At 69.9% G+C, this 23,339-nt stretch carries 14 protein-coding genes and 5 pseudogenes; 10 read left to right on the top strand and 9 right to left on the bottom strand.

All coding sequences use genetic code 11. The annotated features are described in order from the left end of the window. The first annotated feature begins 17 nt into the window (after nt 1-17). Entirely contained in the window at nt 18-341 is a 324-nt protein-coding gene (locus ACIBJH_RS36340) for a hypothetical protein (protein WP_399121210.1), read from the top strand. Nucleotides 342-469: 128 nt separating this feature from the next. Here ACIBJH_RS36340 and ACIBJH_RS36335 read toward each other — a convergent pair whose 3' ends face one another. After that, entirely contained in the window at nt 470-1,159 is a 690-nt protein-coding gene (locus ACIBJH_RS36335; protein ID WP_399121237.1) for a DUF4142 domain-containing protein, read from the bottom strand. 466 nt (nt 1,160-1,625) lie between these two features. Between ACIBJH_RS36335 and ACIBJH_RS36330 the strand changes: the two are divergent. Next, nucleotides 1,626-1,989 (top strand): annotated as a pseudogene (locus ACIBJH_RS36330) (hypothetical protein). Continuing rightward, a pseudogene (locus tag ACIBJH_RS36325) lies at nt 1,917-2,090 on the top strand (Scr1 family TA system antitoxin-like transcriptional regulator); the annotation flags it as partial. The pseudogenes ACIBJH_RS36330 and ACIBJH_RS36325, both read left to right, overlap by 73 nt. 399 nt (nt 2,091-2,489) lie before the next feature. Here the strand turns inward: ACIBJH_RS36325 and ACIBJH_RS36320 are convergent. The 5 genes from ACIBJH_RS36320 to ACIBJH_RS36300 form a co-directional block, all read right to left on the bottom strand. Further along, a complete protein-coding gene (locus ACIBJH_RS36320; RefSeq protein WP_399121209.1) occupies nt 2,490-3,695 on the bottom strand; it encodes a globin domain-containing protein in 1,206 nt (401 codons plus the stop codon). A gap of 338 nt (nt 3,696-4,033) precedes the next feature. After that, nucleotides 4,034-4,801 (bottom strand): respiratory nitrate reductase subunit gamma, encoded by a 768-nt coding sequence (gene narI, locus ACIBJH_RS36315; protein ID WP_399121208.1) that lies wholly within the window; start codon nt 4,799-4,801, stop codon nt 4,034-4,036. Continuing rightward, complete coding sequence (gene narJ / locus ACIBJH_RS36310; protein ID WP_399121207.1) at nt 4,798-5,463, bottom strand: nitrate reductase molybdenum cofactor assembly chaperone; 666 nt, start codon at nt 5,461-5,463, stop codon at nt 4,798-4,800. The genes narI and narJ overlap by 4 nt, the downstream gene beginning before the upstream one ends. Then, nucleotides 5,460-7,175: a nitrate reductase subunit beta gene (gene narH, locus ACIBJH_RS36305; protein ID WP_399121206.1), complete on the bottom strand. Its 1,716-nt coding sequence runs from the start codon at nt 7,173-7,175 to the stop codon at nt 5,460-5,462. Before narH ends, narJ begins: the two co-directional genes overlap by 4 nt. Next, nucleotides 7,175-10,858, bottom strand: a complete 3,684-nt coding sequence (locus ACIBJH_RS36300) for a nitrate reductase subunit alpha (protein WP_399121205.1) — start codon at nt 10,856-10,858, stop codon at nt 7,175-7,177. The genes narH and ACIBJH_RS36300 overlap by 1 nt, the downstream gene beginning before the upstream one ends. Nucleotides 10,859-10,865: 7 nt before the next feature. On the opposite strand from ACIBJH_RS36300, the pseudogene ACIBJH_RS36295 reads away from it, so the two are divergent. Further along, nucleotides 10,866-12,078: pseudogene (locus ACIBJH_RS36295) on the top strand (PLP-dependent aminotransferase family protein). A 470-nt stretch (nt 12,079-12,548) separates the two neighbouring features. Here the strand turns inward: ACIBJH_RS36295 and ACIBJH_RS36290 are convergent. Together ACIBJH_RS36290 and ACIBJH_RS36285 are read right to left on the bottom strand one after the other, a co-directional pair. Beyond that, nucleotides 12,549-12,695: pseudogene (locus tag ACIBJH_RS36290) on the bottom strand (IS3 family transposase); the annotation flags it as partial. A 191-nt stretch (nt 12,696-12,886) separates the two neighbouring features. Further along, nucleotides 12,887-13,834 (bottom strand): zinc-binding alcohol dehydrogenase family protein, encoded by a 948-nt coding sequence (locus tag ACIBJH_RS36285; RefSeq protein ID WP_399121204.1) that lies wholly within the window; start codon nt 13,832-13,834, stop codon nt 12,887-12,889. Between the two features lie 106 nt (nt 13,835-13,940). On the opposite strand from ACIBJH_RS36285, the gene ACIBJH_RS36280 reads away from it, so the two are divergent. Next, entirely contained in the window at nt 13,941-14,405 is a 465-nt protein-coding gene (locus ACIBJH_RS36280) for a MarR family winged helix-turn-helix transcriptional regulator (protein WP_399121203.1), read from the top strand. Between the two features lie 218 nt (nt 14,406-14,623). After that, the gene (locus tag ACIBJH_RS36275) at nt 14,624-15,376 is read left to right on the top strand and encodes a transposase (protein WP_399121202.1); all 753 of its coding nucleotides are present in this window, start codon (nt 14,624-14,626) and stop codon (nt 15,374-15,376) included. 98 nt (nt 15,377-15,474) lie between these two features. On the opposite strand, the gene ACIBJH_RS36270 is transcribed toward ACIBJH_RS36275, so the two are convergent. Then, nucleotides 15,475-18,951 (bottom strand): NACHT and WD repeat domain-containing protein, encoded by a 3,477-nt coding sequence (locus ACIBJH_RS36270; RefSeq protein ID WP_399121201.1) that lies wholly within the window; start codon nt 18,949-18,951, stop codon nt 15,475-15,477. A gap of 392 nt (nt 18,952-19,343) precedes the next feature. Between ACIBJH_RS36270 and ACIBJH_RS36265 the strand changes: the two genes are divergently transcribed. The 4 genes and pseudogenes from ACIBJH_RS36265 to ACIBJH_RS36250 form a co-directional block, all read left to right on the top strand. Next, on the top strand, nt 19,344-19,949 hold the full coding sequence (locus ACIBJH_RS36265) for a tetratricopeptide repeat protein (protein ID WP_399121200.1): 606 nt from the start codon (nt 19,344-19,346) through the stop codon (nt 19,947-19,949). A gap of 288 nt (nt 19,950-20,237) precedes the next feature. Next, complete coding sequence (locus ACIBJH_RS36260; protein ID WP_399121199.1) at nt 20,238-22,034, top strand: RecQ family ATP-dependent DNA helicase; 1,797 nt, start codon at nt 20,238-20,240, stop codon at nt 22,032-22,034. Between the two features lie 271 nt (nt 22,035-22,305). After that, entirely contained in the window at nt 22,306-22,899 is a 594-nt protein-coding gene (locus ACIBJH_RS36255) for a VOC family protein (protein ID WP_399121198.1), read from the top strand. A gap of 49 nt (nt 22,900-22,948) precedes the next feature. Next, nucleotides 22,949-23,300, top strand: a pseudogene (locus ACIBJH_RS36250) (transposase); the annotation flags it as partial. Between the last annotated feature and the right edge of the window lie 39 nt (nt 23,301-23,339).

Genomic DNA, 23,339 nt, shown 5'->3' with positions numbered 1-23,339 from the left:
TCGCCGACCTGGGAGGCGTGGGAGACGAACTGGTGGCCCTTCTGACCGACGACGCCAGGCTCACCATGCCACCCGAACCCGCCGAGCACCGGGGCCCCCGGCCGATCGCCGGATTCCTCCTGGAATCCCACGTGGGCCAGGACCTCACATTCCTCCCCACCCGGGCCAACAGCCAGCCCGCCCTCGTTCTCTACCTCCCCGACCCCAGCGCGCCGATCCGGCGGGCCTGCGGTCTCATCGTGCTCACGCTGCGGGGCAACCGGATCCACACGCTCACCCGCTTCGGAGACCTGGGGGTCCTCGCCCGCTTCGGGTTCCCCCGCTCGCTGCCGCGAGGCTGACCATCCCCACTGGATGGCTGGTGGTGCTTCGCCGACGGCGAAGGCGACCGCCGCCCGGTGGCCCGGTGTTCCTCAAAGCGCGGCCGGACGCGACGGCCTGGCTGGCGTAGGCGGCTCGGCCCGCGTCCTCACCCCACCGTCGGACTCGGCGAGAGCGTGCTGTTCGCCGGCGGAGTGAGAACGACCTGCGGCTGTGTCGCGACCGGGGGTGGCGGGGTCAGCTCCTGGGCCGGGAGCGTGGGCGGGGTGGTCTCCTGGGGGAGGACCTGGTCGAAGTCGACCAGACCGGTCTTCTCCAGGACCGCGATGTGGTCCAGGACAATGTCGTTGGCCTGGTCGGCCAGGGCGCGGACCAGCGAGTTCCTCGTGGTGGTACGGACGCTCGCGATCGTGGGGAGGAACTGGCCGTCCGTCGCGCGCAGGAGGGTGGCCATGTCGGTGTCGAACTGCTTGCCTCTGTCCGCGTTCAGTCCGGCCACGAAGCCCTGCTGTTGTGGTGACGGCTGGTCGGGCAGGGTGATGCCCAACTTGCCGGCGGCTTCGCGGGAGTCGGCGTCGAGCGAGGCACGCCCGTCGATCAGGTGCTCCCCCGCGATCTTGACGGCTTTCGTCGTGGCTTTCTTCAACGCCATCTGACCGACGGGGTACTCCCATAATCCGGCGGAGCGCACCTCGACCACGAAATCCCGGTCGGCTTCCGTCAGCGGTCCGGTCGCCGGGGTGGCGATGACCCGCTCGGGCGCGCTGCCGACCTTCTGGACTCCGAGCATGGCGGGGTACAGGAGCGATCCGAGGGTGAGGCTGAGCGCGCCACCCACGAAGAGAGTTCCCGCCGTTCTCCGTGAAACGAGCACTGTGTCTCCTGTCCGGTTCGGAGCCGCACGTACAGGAGTACGGATGCGGGGTCCCGCGGAACCTTTTGGGCTCGCAACGGGTTCGCAAAGCCGACCGGCGTTCGGACCCCGACCGCACTTGTGCCAACCGCGGCGGTCACCTGCCTGCCCGAGGGAGTGCCCGACACCATCACGATCGGACGGTTCACCACCGTCGCCCCCCTTCGACTCGGGCATTCGCTGACACTCGGCGGCACTGGCATCGGGGTTGCGGAGAGCGCCATTCGCCGAGCACGAGCGGTCGCAGGCATCGCATCATCCGCCCTTTTCGGGGCTCCCTCGGCCAGTACAGGAACAACGGGACTGCCGGGCCACAGTGCTACGTAAGGTCCGGGGCATCGGCGAGGAGGGCTACGCCCGAGTCTCGCAGCGACAAGGAGGAGATGCCTGCATGAGCAATGTGGAGATCTGTCTGAAGGACATCATGACGTCGATCGAGGGCGCTTTGGGAACTGCCCTGGTCGACTTCACCAGCGGTATGGCGCTGGGCACTCTGGGGGGGGGGTGGCAAGGACCTCGACCTGACTGTTGCGGCGGCGGGCAACACGGACGTGATCCGATCCGAGCTCCGCACCATGGAACACCTCGGATTCAAGGGTGAGATCGAGGACATCCTGATCACACTCGTCAGTCACTATCACATCCTCCGACCGCTCAAGGGCAGCGGCAGCGGATTGTTCCTTTGGTGTACCTGGAACGGTTCACCAGCGATCTCTACCTGGAGAAGCCATCCGACGTGCAGCACTACAGCGTGATGTTCGACCACCTCCAGGCCCTGGCCCTCAGTCCCGACAGCAGCCGCGGTTTCATCACCGACGTCACCAAGATGTACATCGACACGGCGAGCCACCCCTGAGTGCGGTTTGCGAAGTTCTGGGCCTCTCGCTGACGGTCTCGCAGTGGTGACGGGAGGATGGTCCAGGTCCGAGGGCCCAGGCGTCCTCTTGCTGGGGTTGCTGACTGCCAGCGCCAAGACGATCAGTCGCGTTGGGCCTCGCGGGAGGTCGACTGTCCGCTTCTGCGAGAACTTCGCGGGTGATTCGCCTGGTCATAAGGGTGATCGCGGCCCAGCCGTCGGCCGCCATCCAGCACGAGGCAGCTACTGCCACTGAAATAGCCTGGCAACGGGGCTCTCCGCGCCGATGGGCGACTACTGCAGCACGTAGTCCCGCCTGGAGTTCCCCACCCCGTCCGAACAGACCGGGAGCGTCCGTCCTCCCCTGCGGCGGTCAGGTCACCGATGAAGCGGGCGGGTTCAGTCCTCCACGTGGGCCAGCCACAGGTCGGGGCCGAAGACCTCGTAGCGGATGTGGCGGGCGGAGATGCCCGCCTTCAGCAGCTGGGTGCGCACCGCACGCATGAAGGGCAGTGAGCCGCACAGGTAGACGTCGGCGTCGGCGGGCAGGTCCAGGTCGGTGAGGTCCATCAGGCCGGGGCGGGAGCCCGGTTCGCGGGCGGCGTCCTGCTCGTACCAGAACTGGGCCCGAACGGCCGGGAGTTCACGCAGGGCGCGGTCGGTGTCGGCGCGCAGGGCGTGCTCGGCCGGGGAGCGGTCGGCGTGCAGCACCCATACCGGCCGGGTGGCTCCGGTGGCCGCGAGGTGTTCGAGCATGGCGACCATCGGGGTGCAGCCGATGCCCGCGGAGACGAGCAGCAGCGGTGTGTCGGCGTCGTCGAGGACCACGTCACCGAAGGGTGCCGACAGCGTCAGTTCGTCTCCGGCGCGCACGGTGCGGTGCAGGTGGTTGGAGACCTCGCCCTCGGGGGCCTCGGCCACGCCCGCGACCTGCTTGACGGTGATGCGGCGTATCCGGTCGCCGGGGGCGTTGGACAGACTGTACTGGCGGGTCTGGCGGACTCCGTCGGGCATGAGCGCCCGGACGCTGACGTACTGGCCGGCGCGGGCCGGTGGCAGGGGGCCGTCGTCGGTGGGGCGCAGCAGGAAGGAGGTCACGTCCGCGGTCTCCTCCCGGCTTTCCACCACGGTCCACTGCCGCCACGGCTTGTGGGGATCGACCTGTGCCTGCTGGTAGAGGCGGGCTTCCTGGGCGATGAGGGCGCCGGCCATCAGCCAGTACACCTCGTCCCAGGCAGCGGCCACCTCCGGGGTGACCGCCTCGCCGAGCACGTCGGCGATGGCACGGAACAGGTACTTGTGGACGATCGTGTACTGGTCCTCGGTGACGCCGAGCGCGGCGTGCTTGTGGGCGATCCTGGCCAGCAGGGCGTCCGGCCGGGTGTCGCGGTCGGCGAGCAGCGCCTGGGCGAAGGCGGCTATGGATCCGGCCAGCGCCCTGCGCTGTTCACCGCTTGCCTGGTTGCCGCGGTTGAACAGCCCGTCCAGCAGCTCGGGCCGTTCGCCGAACATCGTGGCGTAGAAGCGGGTGGTGATCTCGTCCAGGGCGCCACCGACAGCTGGCAGGGTGGCACGGACGACAGCGGCCGACTCGGGCGAAAGCATGGGACTCCTTCAGGGTGCGGGAATGCCGGGAACGGGACGCACCTTCACCACTGGGTCCGGTGGGGAGCGGATCCACCGGTGGGGAGCGGATCCACCCGTCCCGTCGATGATCCCGGTGGCTCCGCCGACGCCGACAGGGCCGAACTTCCCTCGCTACGGGGCCCCTTGGCCCGAGATGAGGTCACCGGGCGGTCCCTTGCCCGCTTGCCTACCTACCGCTCGCTTGGCCGCCCGGTCGCCGACCGGTGAAGCGTCGATCGGTGGGCGTGGGCCGGCTCCGGCCGTGACGCGGTGCCACTGACACGCCGCAGGATGACTGCACGGCGGTCGGTCGCTCATCACCCCACGCGTTCCCAGCCGCGGCGTGGCGGGCGGGCGCCGAGGTGGGTGTCGCGGCTGCGGTAGACGATGTAGGGGCGGGTCAGGTAGCCCAGTGGAGCGGTGAGCATGTGGACGAGCCGGGTGAACGGCCAGGCCGCGAACAGCAGCAGGGCGCTGATCGCGTGCAGTTGGAACAGCACGGGGACACCGGTCATCAGATCGGGGTCGGGCTGGAAGTAGAAGATGGAACGGAACCAGGGGGAGATGGTCTCGCGGTAGTCGTATCCCCCGCCGATGACGTTGGCGGCCACCGTGGCGGACAGGCCGAGCGCGATGGTCAGGGTCAGCGAGACGTACATGGCCTTGTCGTTGCGGGTGGTGGCGGAGAAGACCGGGCCGACGGTGCGGCGCCGGTAGATCAGGATGGCCAGCCCGCCGAGCGTGGCGACACCCGCCATCGTGCCGAGCACGACCGCGCCGATGTGGTAGGTGTGCTCGCTGACGCCGGCCGCCTCGGTCCAGCCCTTGGGGATGACCAGGCCGCCGATGTGGCCGAGGAGCACCACGAGGATGCCGAAGTGGAACAGTGGGCTGCCGATGCGCAGCAGCCGCCTCTCGTACAGCTGGGAGGAGCGCGTGGTCCAGCCGAACTTGTCGTAGCGGTAACGCCAGATGTGGCCGAGGACGAAGACGGCGAGCGAGACGTAGGGCAGGACGGCCCACAACAGGGTTCCGCCGGTGCCTGCCTGGGCCGCCAGGGTGAGGGGCTGCGCGGTCGCGGTCATCGGGGTCCTCCTACGACGGGGTCGGGCAGGAACACGGGGGATGCCGCGTACGGGTCGAGGCCGACCTGCTCCTCGGGCGGGCCCTGCGCGGCCAGGCGCATGACGGCTTCGCGGTCGTCGCCGGCCAGAGCGGGCAGGGTGGCGGAGACGGAGTCCAGGACGTGCGCCCAGGGCGAGCCGTCGTCGGTCAGGGCCAGGCGCAGGAGTTCCAGGCCGGCACGGTGTTCGGTGAGCAGGCCGTGTCCGGCCGCGGGGTCGGTGGCGGCGAATTCGAGGACGACGGCGAGGTGGTCGGGCAGTTCGTCCTCGCCCAGGCGCCAGCCGGCCGCGGCGTAGGCCTGCTTCAGCCGCAGCAGGCCGATGCCGCGCTTCCGGGTGTCGCCGTACGCGTAGTACGTCAGGTACGGGCAGCAGCGTTTGCGGTGGTCGAAGGTGGCGACGTAGGAGGTGGCCAGATCGGCGGGGGTGGTCTGCTCGGCGTGTGCCGTGAAGCGGAGCAAGGGGCGGGCGACGGGTCCCGGCAGCGTGGCGGCGACCTGGCCGGCCAGGGCCAGGCGCTGCTCGAACTGTTCGTCGGGGTAGTCGAGCAGCAGGGACTGGGCCTGCCAGGCGTGGGGGTGCCAGGGCTGGGTGCGGGCGGTGCGCGTGCTCTTGCTCTTCATGGCCTCAGTTCGGCTTCCCCGTCGGCCTCGCTGCCGTCGGACGGTCTGTCCGGGAACAGGCCGGGCGGGGAGCCCTTGCCGTCCCAGCTGAGGAGGTTGACGCGGGTGGTCTTGTCGGTGGGGGCGGCCGGGGTGTCGGCCGTCTGCCGGTCGCGCAGGACGTGGAAGTTCTCCACCGCGATCGGAGCGGCGCCGCCGGACGACTCGCCGAAGGGGCCGGATCCTCCCATACCGGGGCCGCCCTCGTAGTCCAGGCTGCACTCGGTGGCGAGCTCTTCCAGTTTGTGGGCCTGTTCAGCGTGAGCGGGCGGGATGACGTACCGCTCGTCGTACTTCGCCAGGGCCAGCAGCCGGTACATGTCGTACATCTGCTCCTCGCCCATTCCGACCGCCGCCGGGATGGACGCGTCCGGCTCGCGGCCGAGGTTGATGTCCCGCATGTACGCGCGCATGGCGGCCAGGCGGCGGAGCACCGCGTCGACCGGGACCGGGTCGCCGGCGGTGAACAGCTGGGCGAGGTAGTCGACGGGGATGCGCAGGGATTCGACGGCGGCGAACAGGTTGCGGTGGTCCTCGGCGTCCTCGCCGGTGTCGCGGACGGCGTCGACCACCGGGGACAGTGGCGGGATGTACCAGACCATGGGCAGGGTGCGGTATTCCGGGTGCAGCGGAAGCGCCACCTTGTAGGTGTTGATCAGGGCATGGACCGGGGAACGCTGGGCGGCCTCGATCCAGTCCCGGGGGATGCCCGCCTTCTCCGCCGCCCGCACGACCGCGGGGTCGTGCGGGTCCAGGAAGACCTGCCGCTGGGCCTCGTACAGATCCGTGTCGTCGGGGGTGGAGGCCGCTTCCAGCACCCTGTCCGCGTCGTAGAGGACGAGGCCGAGGTAGCGCAGCCGGCCCACGCAGGTCTCGGAGCAGACGGTGGGCAGGCCGACCTCGACGCGCGGGAAGCAGAAGGTGCACTTCTCGGCCTTGCCGGTGCGGTGGTTGAAGTACACCTTCTTGTACGGGCATCCCGTCACGCACATGCGCCAGCCCCGGCAGCGGTCCTGGTCGACCAGGACGATGCCGTCCTCCTCCCGCTTGTAGATCGCGCCGGACGGGCAGGAGGCCGCGCAGGACGGATTGAGGCAGTGTTCGCAGATCCGCGGCAGGTAGAACATGAAGGTCTGCTCGAACTCGAACTTGATCTTCTCCGAGACCTGGTTCAGCAGCACGTCCTTGTCGCCGTGGTCCACGGAGCCGCCGAGGTCGTCGTCCCAGTTCGCCGACCAGGCGATCTTCATGTCCTTGCCGGTGATCAGGGACTTGGGGCGGGCGACGGGGGTGTGCTCCTGCAGCGGCGCGTTCGTCAGGGTCTCGTAGTCGTACGTCCAGGGCTCGTAGTAGTCGTCGAGGGACGGCAGCACCGGGTTGGAGAAGATCGTGATCAGCTTCTTGAAACGGCCGCCCGCCTTCAGCGTGAGGTGGCCGCGCTTGTTGAGTTCCCAGCCGCCGCGCCACTTCTCCTGGTCCTCGTAGCGGCGGGGGTAGCCCTGGCCGGGACGGGTCTCGACGTTGTTGAACCACACGTACTCGACGCCGGTGCGGTTGGTCCACGCCTGCTTGCAGGTGACCGAGCAGGTGTGGCAGCCGATGCACTTGTCGAGGTTCATCACCATCGCCATCTGGGCCATGACACGTCCGATGGTGGCTTCGCCACTGGGCATCAGTACGTCACCTCCTGATTTGTGCGGCGGCGGACGACGGTGACCTCGTCGCGCTGGTTGCCGGTCGGGCCGAGGTAGTTGAAGGCGTACGTCAACTGGGCGTAGCCGCCGATCAGATGGCTCGGCTTGATCAGCAGCCGGGTCAGGCTGTTGTGGATGCCGCCGCGCCGGCCGTTGGTCTCGGTGCGGGGCACGTCGATCAGGCGGTCCTGGGCGTGGTGCATGTAGACGGTGCCCTCGGGCATGCGGTGCGAGACGACCGCGCGGGCGGCGACCACGCCGTTGCGGTTGACCGCCTCGACCCAGTCGTTGTCGTGGACGCCGATCTTCGCCGCGTCCTCCTTGCTCATCCAGATCGTCGGACCGCCCCGGGACAGCGACAGCATGAACAGGTTGTCCTGGTACTCGGAATGGATCGACCACTTGTTGTGCGGGGTCAGGTAGCGCACGGTCACGCCGAGTTCGCCGGTGTCGCCGACGCGTGGCTCGCCGAACAGGGCGTTCATATTCAACGGGGGCCGGTAGACCGGCAGTTGCTCACCGAGGGCGGCCATCCAGTCGTGGTCGAGGTAGAAGTGCTGGCGGCCGGTGAGGGTGTGCCAGGGCTTGAGGCGCTCGACGTTGATGGTGAACGGGGAGTATCGGCGTCCGCCGGTCTCCGAGCCCGACCACTCCGGTGAGGTGATGACCGGGACGGGAGCGGCCTGGGTGTCGGCGAAGGTGATCTGTTTCCCCTCGTGCTCGGCCGCGAGATCCGCCAACTGCCTGCCCGTGCGCGCTTCGAGGGTGTGGAAGCCCTGGGTGGCGAGGTGCCCGTTGGTGGTGCCGGACAGGGCGAGGATCGCCTCGCAGGCGTGTGTGTCGCGGGCGATCGAGGACCTCCCGTCGGCCACTCCGCCCTGCACGGTGCCGTTCTTGTGCCGCAGGTACTCCAGTTCGCGGCCGACCTTGAAGGTGACGCCCTTGGTCGTGGCGCCCAGCGAGTCGAGCAGCGGGCCGAGCGCGGCCATCTTCTCCGCCACCGCCCCGTAGTCGCGTTCGACGGTGACGAGCTTCGGCATGGTGCGGCCGGGAACCGGTTCGCACTCCCCGGCTTTCCAGTCACGCACCTCCCCTCGCGGGTTGGCCAGTTCGTCGGGGGTGTCGTGCAGCAGCGGCGCGGTGACCACGTCCCTCCGTACGCCGAGATGACCGGCGGCCTGGCGGCTGAACTCCTTGGCGAGGGTGTGGAAGGCGTCCCAGTCGGTACGGGTCTGCCAGGGCGGGGAGATCGCCGGGTTGAAGGCGTGCACGAAGGGGTGCATGTCCGTGCTCGACAGGTCGTGCTTCTCGTACCAGGTGGCGGCCGGCAGCACCACGTCGGAGAAGACCGTGGTGCTGGTCATGCGGAAGTCCAGAGTGAGCAGGAGGTCGAGCTTGCCCTCGGGGGCCTCCTCCCGCCAGACCACGTCCCGCGGGCGGGCGTCCGGCGGCGCCTCGGCCGCCCGGACGGCGTGGTCGGTGCCGAGCAAGTGTTTCAGGAAGTACTCGTTGCCCTTGGCCGAGGAACCCAGCAGGTTGGCCCGCCAGATGGTCAGTACCCGGGGGAAGTTCTCGGGTGCGTCCGGATCCTCGCCCGCGAACCGCAGCCGACCGGCCTTCAGTTCGTCCACCACGTGCTCGGCGGCCGGGCGGCCCGCGGCTGCGGCCTCGTCGGCCAGGTCCAGCGGGTTGCGGTCGAAGGTCGGGTACGACGGCGTCCAGCCCATCCGAGCCGACTGCGCGATGACGTCCGCGGTGCTCTTCCCGGCGAACGGGCCGTCCCGGCCGGGACCGGCCGCCGCGAGGGTGTCGGCGGAGAACGGGTCGTAGCGGAACTGGTCGGCGTGCAGGTACCAGTAGGCGGTCTGGATCATCTGCCGGGCCGGCCGGTTCCAGTCGGCGGCGGTCGCGATCGCCGAGTAGCCGGTGATCGGACGGACCTTCTCCTGCCCGACGTAGTGGGCCCAGCCGCCGCCGTTCACCCCTTGGCAGCCGGTGAGTGTGGTGAGGGTCAGGAAGGCGCGGTAGATGGTGTCGGAGTGGAACCAGTGGTTGGTGCCCGCCCCCATGATGATCATCGAACGGCCGCCGGACTCCTCGGCGTTGGCGGCGAACTCCCGGGCGATACGGGCCGCCCGTTCGGCGTCCACGCCGGTGATCGCCGCCTGCCAGGCCGGGGTGTACGGCTCCGTCGCGTCCTCGTACGAGGACGGCCAGCGACCGGGCAGGCTGTCGCGGGCCACCCCGTACTGGGCCAGCAGCAGGTCGTACACCGTGGTCACCAGACGTCCGGCGACCCGCCGTACCGGCACTCCGCGCCGCAGCCTGTCCGCGCTGCCGTCCGGAGCGTCGAAGCGGGGCAGTCCGACCGTGACCGGCAGCTCGCCGCCGCCGTCGGCCGACAGCAACGGATCGGTGTCGCCCAGGTCGAGGTTCCATTTCCCGACCCCGGTCTCGCCGTAGCGGTCGCCGAGCGTGCCGTTCGGCACCACCGGCTCCCCGGTGGCCGCGTCCAGCAGCACGGTACGGAACTCCGCGTGCTCGGCTTGGGCGGCCTCGCCACCGAGGTCGGCGGCGGTCAGGAACTTGCCCGGCGTGTAGGTGCCCGGCTCGTCCTCGGCCTCGTCGAGGGCGACCAGGAAGGGCAGGTCGGTGTACCGCTTCACGTAGGAGGCGAAGTGCTTCGTCTGCCGGTCGACGAAGAACTCCTTGAGGATCACGTGTCCCATGGCCATCGCCAGGGCTCCGTCGGTACCCGGCTGGGCCGCCAGCCACTCGTCGGCGAACTTCACGTTGTCCGCGTAGTCCGGCGACACCGCGACGACCTTCTGGCCCCGGTAGCGGGCCTCGGCCATCCAGTGCGCGTCGGGCGTACGGGTGACCGGCAGGTTCGAGCCCCACATGATCAGATAGCCGGCGTCCCACCAGTCCCCCGACTCGGGCACGTCGGTCTGGTCCCCGAACACCTGCGGCGAGGCCACCGGCAGGTCGGCGTACCAGTCGTAGAACGACAGCATCACGCCGCCGAGCAGCGAGTAGAACCGCGCCCCCGCAGCGTGCGACACCATCGACATCGCCGGGATGGGGGAGAACCCGGCCAGCCGGTCCGGCCCGTACTCCTTGATCGTGTGCACATGCGCGGCGGCCACCATCTCCACCGCCTCGTCCCAACTCGCCCGTACCAGACCGCCCTTGCCGCGCGCCGCCTTGTAGCGGCGGGCGCGTACGGGGTCGGAGACGATGTCCGCCCAGGCCGCCACCGGATCGCCGAGGCGGGCCTTGGCCTCCCGGTACATCTCCAGCAACACACCGCGCACGTACGGGTAGCGCACCCGCGTGGGCGAGTAGGTGTACCAGGAGAACGCGGCCCCGCGCGGGCAACCGCGCGGCTCGTACTCGGGGCGGTCCGGGCCCACCGAGGGATAGTCGGTCTGCTGGGCCTCCCAGGTGATGATGCCGTTTAGGACCCAGGAACCGTTGCATCCACCCCGCGATACTGAATGGAATTCATGCGGGCGTCGCAGTAAAAGACCTGTGAAGATTCGCGCACGCTTCGGTGCGGAATCGGGAGGAGTTCGGATGAAAGACGGAATCGACGCCTTACGGCGCACAGCGGAAGCAGGCGGAGGCCAGGTCGAGCCCTTCCGCACGGCCGGCCGCATCGCGGCGATGGACGGACTGGCCTCCTCCCTCCGCGACATACTGGGCCACAACGCCCGCGCGGACGTGATCTCCTTCGCCGGGGGCATGCCCGCCAGCGAGTTGTTCGACTCGGAAGGCATCACAGCCGCATACAGCCGCGCGCTGCGGTCCCCCCGCCAGGTCCTGCAGTATTCGACCACCGAAGGCGATCCTCGGCTTCGTGAGGCGATCGCGCCCCGGCTGAGCACGCGGGGGCTGGAGACCACCCAGGACCAGCTGGTCATCACCACGGGGGCACAGCAGGCTCTGGCGTTGCTCAGTGGTGCGCTGCTCGTTCCGGGTGACGCGGTCCTCGTCGAGGAACCCACCTATCTGCTCGCGCTGCAGTGCTTCGCCTACGCGGATGCCGAGGTGATTCCCGTGCCCTGCGATCGCGAGGGCGTGATCCCTGAGGCACTGGAAGAGGCCGTTGCCCGCCATCGGCCCAAGCTGCTGTATCTCATACCGGAATTCCACAATCCGACGGCGCGCAGCATGCCCGTCGAACGCCGCCGGGAGGTGGCGGTCTGCGCGGAACGGCACGGCTTCTGGATCGCCGAGGACGATCCCTACGGCGAACTGCGCCTCGCGGGCCGGTCGGAGCCCTGGGTCGCGTCGATGCCGGAGTGCCACGACCGCACGGTGCTGCTCGGCAGCCTGTCCAAGACCATGGCACCGGGGCTACGGCTGGGCTGGCTCAGGGCCCCTGCCGCGGTACGCCAGGCATGCGTCACGGTCAAAGGGGCCATGGACGTCCACTCCTCCACCATCGATCAGGCGGCGGCCGCCGCGTACCTGGATTCGGCCGACGTCGACTGCCACCTCGCACGCGTGCGCTCCAGCTACCGGGAACGCTGTGAGTCGCTGCTCACGGGGCTGGCACAGGCCCTGCCCGTCGGCAGTGAGTGGGTACGCCCCGCCGGTGGAATGTTCGTCTGGGCCCGGCTCCCCGATGGACACGACGCTACGGACCTGCTGCGTCACGCGACCGAGAGGGGGGGTCGTCTTCGTTCCGGGAGCGCCCTTCTTCTCCGGACCTCCCGACCACGCGACCCTGCGGCTGTCCTTCCCGACCCATACCCCCGAGGAGATCACCGAGGGGACCCGCAGGCTCGGCCGCGCGGTCGAGGACATGTCCGACACCGAACGTGAGCCGACCGGCCCGGACCTGACGTCAAGGGCCGCCGGGAGTTCGCCGTAGTCCGTCAAGGCCGGTAACGGGCCCGATCGAGTCCGCCTTCAAACCGGCTCGCACTCTGCCCGGGGGAACCTCGTCCTCACGACTCTTACGAACGCAGCCCCCAGCACGGAGATCCGCAAGGGCAACCTGGGCGGCTGAACCATCCTGGGCGACGGCGCTCAGCTGACCCTGTCCAGTCCGAAGGAGACGGCCCCAAGTTGTCCTGCGGGAACTTGGTCTGCTTTCAACCGCGAACACTGCCATTACGGTTAGCACGCAGCAGAGCCACCAACTGCCTCGACCGGTCCGCACCGATCCGAAGCTCCTTACGCAGCGACTCAGCCGGCACCGGGCGCTGGTGCCGATCCTGGTGCTGGGCATCGACCTGCCGGGCACGCTCCAACAGAGGATCCCCAAGAATTCGATCACCGACCCCGTCGACCCCGGCTCCTTCTCCGAGACGATGCCCCGCATCCATCTGCACAGCCGGGGCGAGCGGCCCGCAGCTCAGCAGACTCGCTCGACGGCGTTCCCGGTCGCCGCCCGTTGTCGATGTCGTCCTGCCGCAACCACTTCGACAACGTGACGGGATGGATGCCGAGCTCCACCGCCGTCTGCTTGGCCTGCTTGCCGGCCTTCCGTGAAGGACTGTCAGTTAGCCACCAGAACTGGAACCCGAGATGTGGGGCAGGTCAAGATGTCACCCGATCGTGCAGCAGACCCGTACTGATGGAGGGTCACAGGGGATCACTCCCCGCGTTGGGCGTGGTCCCTTCCTGATGGGATGAGTGAGGGGAGCCACGTCGCGATCGGCGCTTTGTGTGTGTTGTCAGGAGACCCGGAGGATGCTCTTGCCGTGGGTGGAGCCGTCGGTGAGCCGTTGTACGGCGACGGCCAGGTCGGGCAGGTCGTATTCGGCGGTGATGTCCACGCGCACCTGAGCGTCCGCGACGAGGTCGAGTGCGCGGCGGGCGCTGTCGGCGAGCTGCTGCGGGTGGGTTCGGCTGAGCAGGTTGCTGTTGTAGGTCATGAGGGATGTGCCCTGCATGAGGAGGTCGTTGACGTCGGCCAGGACGGGTTCGTAGGTGCTGAGGTTGCCGTACGCCACCAGTCGGCCGTGCGGCGCGAGTTGTTCCAGGCCGTACCGCCGGGTCGCGCCGCCGACCGGGTCGAGGATCACGTCGAACTTCTCGTCGCCGGGCTTGTCCTGGAACTCCTCGCGCAGCAGGACCTGGTCGTAGCCGAACTGGGCGGCGTAGTCGGCCCTGGCGCTGCTGCCCGCCACTCCGACGACCCGGCCGGCGCCGGCCAGGCGGGAGAACTGGGCGGCCAGGGTGCCGACCGAACCGGCGGCGGCGTGGACCAGGACGCTCTCGCCGGGTCGTACCCGCGAGACGGTGTTGATCAGGTCGTAGGCGGTCGGTGCGCCCCAGCCGAGGCCTGCCGCCGTCCGTAGTGACAGGTCACCGATGTTCAGCGTGAGCGCGGCGGGTGCCAGGGCCACCTCGGCGTAGGCGCCCGCGGAGGTCAGTGCGGCGACGGGCTCGCCGATGCGGCTCGCATCGACGCCGTCGCCGACCGCGACGATGTGCCCGGATGCCTCGAAGCCGGGTACGAAGGGACGCGGTACGGGGAAGTGGCCGTCGCGGACCATGGTGTCGCCCCACTGGATCCCGGCGTAGGCGACGCGGATCGCCACCTGGCCGGGGCCCGGCTCGGGTTCGTGCAGGTCGGTGACGCGGTAGTGGTTCTCGGCGTCGAAAAGGACAGCTTTCATTACAGCCCCTTGCGCTGACTCAGTATCCTTACAGTCGTCAGTCAAGGACTGTAGGTATGTAAGGTTCCTGAGTCAATCCATGAACCTGTTAATGGAGTGGGAGTACATGATGGAGGCTCCGGTCGAGGACGACCTCTGTGTCCGGATCAGGCGCTCCGAGCAGGCGCTGATGGCGCACCACGAGGCGGTGTTGCGGGCCTACGGGCTGACCATGACGCAGTACACCGTGCTGCTGGCCCTCGCGCGCGAGGGCGGCATGTCCGGCGCTCAACTGGCCCGCTCCTGCGGGGTGACCCAGCAGAGCATGAGCAGCGTGCTCACCAACATGGAGACCAAGGGGCACATCCGCCGCGAGACGTCCCCCGTCCACGCCAAGGTGCAGATCGCCACCCTCACGGACGAGGGCCGGGCACTCCTGGACCGCGCCTACCAGGAGGTGGTCGTCCTTGAGCGCGCACTCGCGGACGCGTTCACGCCTTCCGAGCATGCCGCACTGCGCGAACTCCTGGAGAGAGCCACCACCGTGCTGATCCAGCAGACCCGCCAGGCAGCCGTCCCTCCTGTCACCTGAGGCCTCGGCCGATTCGCCGCGGGCGGGCCGCCGGCCCTGGCCGACCGCAAGCGCTCAGCGCCCCCCGCCCGGTTCGCCCCCGCGCAGGTCACCGAGGCCAAGGCACTGGCTCCGCCAGTGCCCCGCCGAGACCGGTATGCCGCTGTCGCGCTGGTCGTGTCCGGAGCCGGCCGCCGAACCGACCGCGCGGGATCACCGACAGCGTCTCCGCGTCCACGGTGCGCCGCCGGCCGCGCGAGAACGCGATCAAGCCCTGGCGGTACCGGTCCTGGATATTCATTCGCGACCCGGACTTCCGCGCCAAGGCCCAACGGATCCTCGACCTGTACGCCCGCACCTTCGAAGGCATCCCGCTCAGCGAGGACGAATATGTCGTCTCCAACGACGAGAAGACCTCGATCCAGGCCCACTGCCGCTGCCACCCGGCCCTGGCACCGGGCCGGGCCCGAGCCATGCGTGTCAACCACGAGTACGGTCGCGGCGGCGCGCCGGCCTGCCTGGCCTCCTACGACGTCCACCACGCGACGGTCTTCGGCCGCTACGAGTCGACCACCGGAATCGTGCCGTTCGCGGCCGTGGTCGAACAGGCCATGACCGCCGAGCCCCACGCCGGCGCCAAGCACGTCTTCTGGATCGTCGACGACAGTTCGTCCCACCGGAGCGAGCGGGCTGTCGACCGTCTGGCCGGCGCATTTCCCAACGCCGTCATGGTCCACACCCCCGTCCACGCCTCGTGGACCAACCAAACCGAGATCTTCTTCCCGATCGTCCGGCGCAAGGCCGTCCCACCCCACGACGTCACAGACCTCGCCGAGGTCCGGGACAGACTCCGAGCATTCGAAGACCGCCACAACGTCACAGCACAGCCGTTCCGGTGGAGGTGCACCCTCTCCGACCTGGACGATCCGCCGGCCGGGCTCGACCGGCACGCACGCGATCGCCAAAAAGAATCCACCCCTCTCGCCGCCTGATCAACCCCCGAAGGACTCCGAGCATCGACCACTTCGCACCAGGATGAGGCAGCCTCGACGGCGTGGAGGCCGATGCCCGTCGAGGCGGCACAGGCCGGCTACTCGGGGAGCAGATGGGTCCGGCGCTCGTTCGGCGTGAGTGTGCGGAAGATACGTTCCCTCGCGGTCGCCAGCAGAGCGTCGAGGTCTCCCCCGGCACCCCAGACGCGCACGGTCCCGTCCTCGGAGGCGGTGGCCACCCGGCGGCCGTCGGGGAACCAGGCCAGCCGCTGAACCCGGTCCCGGTGGATGCCGATCACTCGATGCTCCTGCCCGGTGCGTGCGTCCCACAGCCGCACCGTGCGGTCGTCGGAGGCCGTGGCCAGCAGCCGTCCGTCGGGGGCGAAGGCGACCGCGCGGATGCGTGCCTCGTGGCCGCGCAGCTCGGCGGCCTGCTCCCCGGTGGCGGTGTCCCACAGCCGTACCGTGAGATCGGCCGAGCTGGTCGCCAGCCGGGCGCCGTCCGGAGCGAACGTGACCGCGTCGACCCAGCTCTGATGCCCGACCAGCCGGTGCCGCAGGGTGGTCGAGGCGACGTCCCACAGCTGCGCCGTATGGTCGTCCGAGCCGGTCGCCAGCAGATCGGCGCGGGGTGACCAGGCCACGGCGCAGACCCATTGGGAGTGCTCGCCGTACCGGCCGAGCACCTGCCCGGTCCCGGCGTCGAGCACGGTGGCCCGCTGGTCCCGCCGGCCGAGGGCCAGCCGTCCGCCGTCCGGTGACCAGGCCAGTGCCTCGACGGTCTCCTCGGTGGTGAGGACGGTCTCCGTCCCCGCTTCCGCTCCGGCCCATGTTCCATCGGCGGCGGGCCTCCAGATCCGGACCGTGTCGTCGTCCGCGCAGCTCGCCAGCGCCCCGCCGTGCGGGTGCCAGCGCAGGTCGTTGACAGAGGTGCCGTGCCCGGCGAGGGCGGCCACCGGGCTGCCGTCGTGCGCGCTCCAGATCCGCACCACACCGTCTGCGGCCCCGGAGGCGATCAACTCCCCGTCCGGGCTCAGGTCGAGGCCGGTGACCAGGCCCGGATGCCGGGCCGTGGCGTACAGCTCCGCTCCGGGGACGTCGACCGACCAGATCCGGGCGGCGCCGTCCTCCGCTCCGGCCGCCAGTTGCTCTCCGGTCGGGGACCAGGCCACTGTCTCCACCCGGGTGGCGTGACCGCAGAGTCTGGCCCGCACGTCGCCGTGGTCGAGCGTACGGATTCTCACCTCGGGCCCGCGTGAGGACAGCGCGAAGCTGTCGCCGGCCGGTGAGCAGCGCAGGCTGACGATCAGTTCGCTGCGCTCGGGAAAGACCTGCCGGACCTGGCCGGTGGCGGCGTCGATCACCTTGATCCACTGCTCGCCGGAGACCAGGAAGGCCCCGTCCACGGTCCAGCCGAACGGCGTGGCATGACCCGAGGGCCGGTCCCCGACCCGCTGCGGCCGCCAGTTCTCCCGCAGCCATAGGATGTAGCTGCGGTCGTAGGCGGCGGAGAGCAGCCGCGTCCCGTCCGGGGACCAGGCCAGCTGGTATATCTCGTCGCTGTGCCCGGCCGGTTCGGCGACCTGCGCCCACCCGGCGGTGGCGAAGACCCGGATGCGCCGGTCCCTGGAACAGGTCGCCAGCAGCTCGCCGTCGGGCGAGAAGGCGACGTCCCGCACGGTGTCGGTGGCCGCGTCGAGCACGGCGACGGTCCGTCCGGTGAGCGGGTCCCAGACCCGGGCCGTACGGTCCCGCGACCCGGTGGCCAGCAGCCGCGCGTCCGGCGACCAGTGCACCGCGACGATGCCGTCGCCGTGCCCTTCCAGGACCGCGCCCGCCGCTCCGGTGGCCGCGTCCCACAGACGTACGGTGCCGTCGAGCGAGCCGGTCGCCAGACAGGCGCCGTCCGGGGACCAGGACATCGCGCGCACCCCGGCCCGGTGACCAATCAGCACGGCCCGGGTGTGGTTGTGGGCCAGCGCGGTCATCAGCGCGCGCACCGCCGTAGAGGTGGGCGGGCACTCGGTGAGGACGGTCGCGGCCAGCAGGGTGCCGAACTCCGGTTCGCGCTCGGCGTTGGCCAGGACGTACTGGCCGATCGACTCCGAGACCCGCAGCAGGAAGTCCCGGTCCCGGCTGCGCGAGGCCACGACCAGTTCCCGCACCGCCACCGTCGCGCCGTCCGCGGTCTCCAGACCGGCCAGCCAGCGCCCGGCCACCGCCAGCCGCTCCCCGGTGAGCAGGTAGTCGGGGCTGCGTCCCGAGGCCTGCCAGTCAGCGGCCCAGCGTTCCAACTCGCTGCGGCTCTTGAGCAGTTCGGCCCGGACCGTCACCTGCTGCTGCAGCGGCGGCCACTGCCGGAACAGCGCCTCGTGGGCGACCTGGACCGCGGGCACGTCGTCGACTCTGGTGACCACCAGCAGCCGGGCCGCGTCGAAGGGCCGCAGGATCTCCCGCTCGGTGGGCGAGAGTTCCGCCGTCGGCACCCGGCGTTTGACCGGTTCGCCCGCCTCCATCCCCACCAGAAGCAGCAGCGCGGTCAGCACGGTGTCCGCGCCGTGCTCTTCGACGACGGTGGCGAAGACCTCGTCGGCCTGACGGGCGAGGGCGCCGGTGACGCCGCCGAGGGCCAGGTAGCTCTCCTTGGTGGCGATCTTGGAGTCGCCGACCGAGAGGTAGAGCTCCCGCAGCAGGTAGGCAAGGAGCGGCAGCGCGTCGGCGGTGCCGGTGTCCTCCACGATCCGCGCGACCAGTCCCGGCTCGAACGCGCCACCGGCCAGCCGGGCGGGCTGCTCCACGGCGGCCACCAGCTCGGCGGTGCTCATCGCGCCGAGGGCGGTGGGAGCGGTGAACAGCTCCTGCTGTGCCGAGGCGAGGAACTCCGGCAGGAATTCCACCCGCAGGGTGGCCATCACCCACAGCCGACGGTCCTCCCGCAGCGCCTCGGCCAGCCCGCCCAGGAAGCGCTCACGCCGCTCCGGTGGCGAGGCGGTCACCAGTTCCTCCAGCTGGTCGACGACCAGCAGGGTGCGCCCGGATCTGACCGCGGCCACGCCGCGGGGCCTGGCCGCCAGCGCCTCCTCCAGATGCCGCAGAGGGTCGGCGCCGGGCACGATCACGGGCAGCAGCCGCCACCGGGACTCCAACAGCCGGGGCAGCACGCCCGCATGCACCAGCGAGCTCTTGCCGCTGCCCGAGGTACCGGTCAGACAGACGAACCGCTCTTCGGGCTGCTGCGCGGACAGGTGCAACCGCCGGATGATCCCCGCGATCTCGTCCTCCCTGCCGAAGAACACCGCCGCGTCGCCACGGTCGAAGGCGGCCAGTCCCGGGTAGGGGGTGCGGTCGCTGTCCCAGGCGGGTCGCGGAGCAGCGGGGTTCGAGCGCTTCTGGACAACCACCTGCCCGGCGATCACCACGCAGATCAGGACCACCACCGCCAGTGGCGCGATCCGGCTGATCAGCCTGACGACCGGCGACTGCGCAGCGTTCGCGGCGAAATTGGCCAGGACCTCCAACAGGGTCGCCGAGACCAGCACGACAATCTGCACAGGAAGCAACGAGCGCTGCCGCATGAATCCCCCAAATGCCCCTTGTCATCAGCATCCTGACACTTCACCAGGCACCATGTCAGGAGCACGTCGGCAATCGGCGGTCCGCACAGCACGAAGCGCCGGCAACGGGAACAGATCCGTCGTCCGTCGGCAGGAGGACGAAGAGGCGTAGCCGTCGTGGCGCACGGCGTCGGCCGTGGCGTCGTCGCGAGCGGGCAACTCGGCGGCACCGGCCGTCTCGTGACTGTTCGTGGGGAACCGACGGTCGGCTGGGAGGCCGTGGTATGGACCGCGGCCGGCGAGGCGCCGGTGTCGAGCCGCTTCAACCACAGCACCGCCGCAGACGTGACCACGTAGCCGAGCACGAACAGGCCCCCTGCGCCGAGGTGCACACGGGCGGGCGGGGAGGCGGAGTGCCTGAAGGTGAGGTGCCGGTCTATCGGCAACCCGGTGGGCCGTCAGGCACAGCGCACACCCTTCTCGCACTGGGCAAAATCTCGGCCCAACAGGGTCGCCACACCGAGGGACTGGAACACTCACGGCAGGCCGTGCAGGGATTCCGCGCCGCCGGAGACCGTGCCTGGGAGGCACTGGCACTGAACAACGTCGGCTGGGACCACGCGGAGATGGGCGAGAATCGGCATGCCATCAGTTACTGCGAGCAGGCGCTGACCCCGGTGAAAGAGACCGGCCACGCCTCCGGAGAGGCTCACACCTGGGACACCATCGGATACGCCTACCACCACCTCGGCGAACACAGCAAGGCTGCCACCTGCTACGAAAGAACCCTGGCGCCCTTCCACGACATCGGAAACCGCTACTACGAGGCGGACATCCTCGCCCACCTCGGCGGCACCCACCACGCGCCCCGGAATCCCGAAGCCGCCCACGAAGCCTGGACCCTGTCCCCGGCGCTCTTCGAGGAACTTGATCACCCGGATGCCGCGGCACTGCGCGCCAGGCTCCACCATCATCTCGGCCTGGATCCGTCGGACATGGTGCTGCCTGCTCGCGGATGACCACTCATCACCCATGAGCACTCCAGCGGCAGCTCGTCGTTCCCGCCGGCCAAGGGCTTTCTTTCGAGCCCCAGCGGGCTGACGGTGCCTCAAAGGGCGGTACCGGGAAGCCGTTTCGGAGAAGCAACGCCCACGGATCCACATCGCATCTGCGGTCGGATACCGGGCGCTGCGGGCATACCGCGGTGATCTTGCCAAGGGCGACCGAATCGCGCGAGGCGATATTCCGGCGAACCGGGGTAGCCGCCAGACACCCAGCGGTTGGACGCCCACGCTTCAAGGAGAACGATGCTCACACTCACGTCCCGGCGTCTGCGCGGCACCGCGCGTCGGGTCTTCGGCTGGCAGCAGTTGCGTCCGGCCCAACTGACCGCGATGAAGGCCGTGATGAAGGGGCGTGACGTACTCGCCGTCATGCCGACCGGCGCGGGCAAGTCCGCCGTGTACCAGGTCCCTGCAGTCCTGCTCGGCGGTCCGGTCGTGGTCGTCTCGCCGCTGATCGCGCTTCAGCGGGACCAGATGCAGAGTCTGCTCGGATCGGGCGCGCTGCGCACCGCCGCCATCAACTCCGCGCAGCGCCGGAGCGACAACGAGACGGCATGGGCCCGCATCAGTTCCTCCTCGGTCGACGTGATCTTCCTCGCTCCTGAGCAGCTCGCCAAGCCGGACGTCACAGACCGGCTCGCCGCCGTCCGTCCCCGACTGCTGGTGGTGGACGAGGCACACTGCGTGTCGTCCTGGGGCCACGACTTCCGGCCGGACTACCTGCGGCTGCGCCACGCGCGCGAACGGCTCGGCAATCCGCCGGTGCTCGCCCTGACCGCGAACGCGGCGGCCCCGGTACGACGCGACATCGCCGAACGTCTCGGCATGAACGACCCGGTGGAGATCGTGGCCGGCTTCGACCGTCCCAACATCCACCTGGACGTGTCGGCCTTTCAGGACGCAGCCGCCAAGGAGCGGTTCGTCGTGGAGCGGGCGGTCGTAGAGGAGAAGCCGGGGATCCTGTACGCGGGGACGCGGAAGGCAGCGGACAGCTACGCGGAGCAGTTGAGCGGCCTCGGGCTGTCCGCCGCCGGCTACCACGCGGGCCTCTCCCCCACCGAACGCCGCCAGACCCAGGACCGGTTCAGCTCCGGTGAACTCGACGTGGTGGTGGCGACCTCGGCGTTCGGGATGGGCATCGACAAAGCGAACGTACGGTTCGTGCTGCACGCGTCCGTCCCCGGCTCTCTCGACGCCTACTACCAGGAGATCGGCCGGGCCGGCCGCGACGGCGCACCGGCCAGGGCGATCCTCGCCTACCGCCCGCAGGACCTGGGTCTGCAACGCTTCTTCGCCTCCGGCGCCCCCGACGCAGACGCACTGCGCCGCGTCGCCGGGCGCCTGCGCGCCGACGCAGGCGCCGTGAGCGCAACCGGGCTCCGAGACGACTGCGAACTCAGTGCGACGACACTGTCCGCCGTGCTGAACCTGCTGGAGGAAGTCGGCGCCGTCCGTACCGGACGGGACGGCAGCCGCTTCACCGGCGCGCTCGGCGCCTCCGCGGAGGACGACGTCGACGCCGCTGTCCGGAGCGCGCTCGCCGTCCACGCCACGCACCTCAAGCTCGAACAGTCCCGGGTCGACATGATGCGCGGGTACGCCGAGACGACCGACTGCCGACGGCGGTTCCTCCTCGGATACTTCGGCGACTCCGTCCCCGTCCCGTGCACGGCATGCGACAACTGCACGAGAGCGGTGGTCAATCCTGTGAGCGGGCTGAAGCGTGGGCGGTCCAGGGACGCCGGACATCCCTACAAGCCCGCCGGACGGCTGCGCCGGTGGCCACGGGCCGGTGCGCGCGCGGGCGCCTCCGCAGGTGCCGTCCGGGCGGCGAGGACGGCGCCACGCCCCACCGTGGACGAGCACGCCTACCCGCCGGGCGTTCGCGTGCACCATGACCAGTGGGGCCAGGGCGAGGTCATGAGCGGGGGCGACGGCAAGATCACCATCCTGTTCACGTCGGTCGGCTATCGCACTCTGTCGCTGGCCGTGGTGACGGACAAACAGTTGCTCACCGCGCTGCCCGACTCCCCGCACTGACGCTGAACCCGCGACTTCCGGGCATCGGGACGCGGCCCTGGCCTGTGCTCACTGGAACCCGTCGATTCCGGGCCCTCTGCCATCGCCTCGGTGGGACCGGAAGAAGTCGCCTTACTGATCATTTCAGAATGAGTCGAGCTGCTGGTCTTGCGCTCGGCGATCTTGGTCGGCAGGGTGTCCGGGATGCGCGCTCCCGACCGGGGGCCCAGCGCTGACACCGACAGCGCGGCCACAATGAACAGGCGACAGCTTCAGGGCTCGGGGGAATGGGATGCTGACTGGGATCGTGATCGACGCGCTGGATGTCGGGCGTATGGACCGCTTCTGGTCCAAGGCGACGCGAGGCCGGTCGGGTGGCCTGCAACTGCGGTTCGTGCCGACCGCGAAGCCGAAGACAGTGCGCAAGAACCGACTCCACCTCGACCTGGCCGGAGGGCCGGACTGGGAGGCCGAGGTGGCGCGCTTGCTCGCACTCGGTGCGGCGCGGGTCGACATCGGCCAGGGAGACGTCCCGTGGGACGTGCTGGCCGATCCGGAGGGCAACGAGTTCTGCGTGCTGCGTCCCGGTCACCCCGGCGTGCTTGCCGACTCCGGCCTCGTCGCGGTCTGCCTGGACGTCGCGGAGGAGGATCGCTACGCGCAGTGGGCCTTCTGGCAGTCCCAGGCGGACTGGCACGCGGTCGAATCCCACGACTGGGGTGTCCGGCTGCGCCGGAGGTCCGCCAGTACGGTCTCGTTGGTGATGGGGCCGCCCGCGGCGCCGAAAGAGGCGCGGAACAGGCTTCGGTTGGAGGTCACCCAACCCGACTGGGAATCCGGCGAGTTCCTCGACGCCGGCGGGAACGAGTTCCACGTCACGGGGTGACCCTCCGCCATCCAGGGCCTGTTCCACTGATCATTCAGCATGAGTCGAGCTGCTGGTCTCGTGCTCGGCGATCTCGGTCGACAGAGTGTCCGAGATACGTGCTGATCTTGTCCCTGACGACCTGCGGAAGCGGGTGACCCCGCTGTTGCCGCCCGCTCCCGAACGGCCCAGCCCCCACCCCGGGCGGCTGCGTGTTCCCGACCGAGCGGCACCCGCCGGCGTCAGGTACGTGCTGCGGACCGGCGTCGCCTGGCGCGATGCCCCCCGCGGAGACTGCGGGCTGTTCCGCGGCGACGTCCTGGCGTCGGCTGCGGGACTGGACCAAGGCCGACGTCTCGCTACACTCGCACACCGCCCTGCTGACCGACCTGCGCCGCGCAGATCTGCTGAATCTGGACGACTGGATCAACATCGATACGGGCACCGGAACTGGGCGGCAT

The sequence above is a fragment of the Streptomyces sp. NPDC050548 genome (assembly GCF_044457385.1).
Classification (GTDB): domain Bacteria; phylum Actinomycetota; class Actinomycetes; order Streptomycetales; family Streptomycetaceae; genus Streptomyces.
This window is presented reverse-complemented; position numbering and strand designations above follow the sequence as displayed.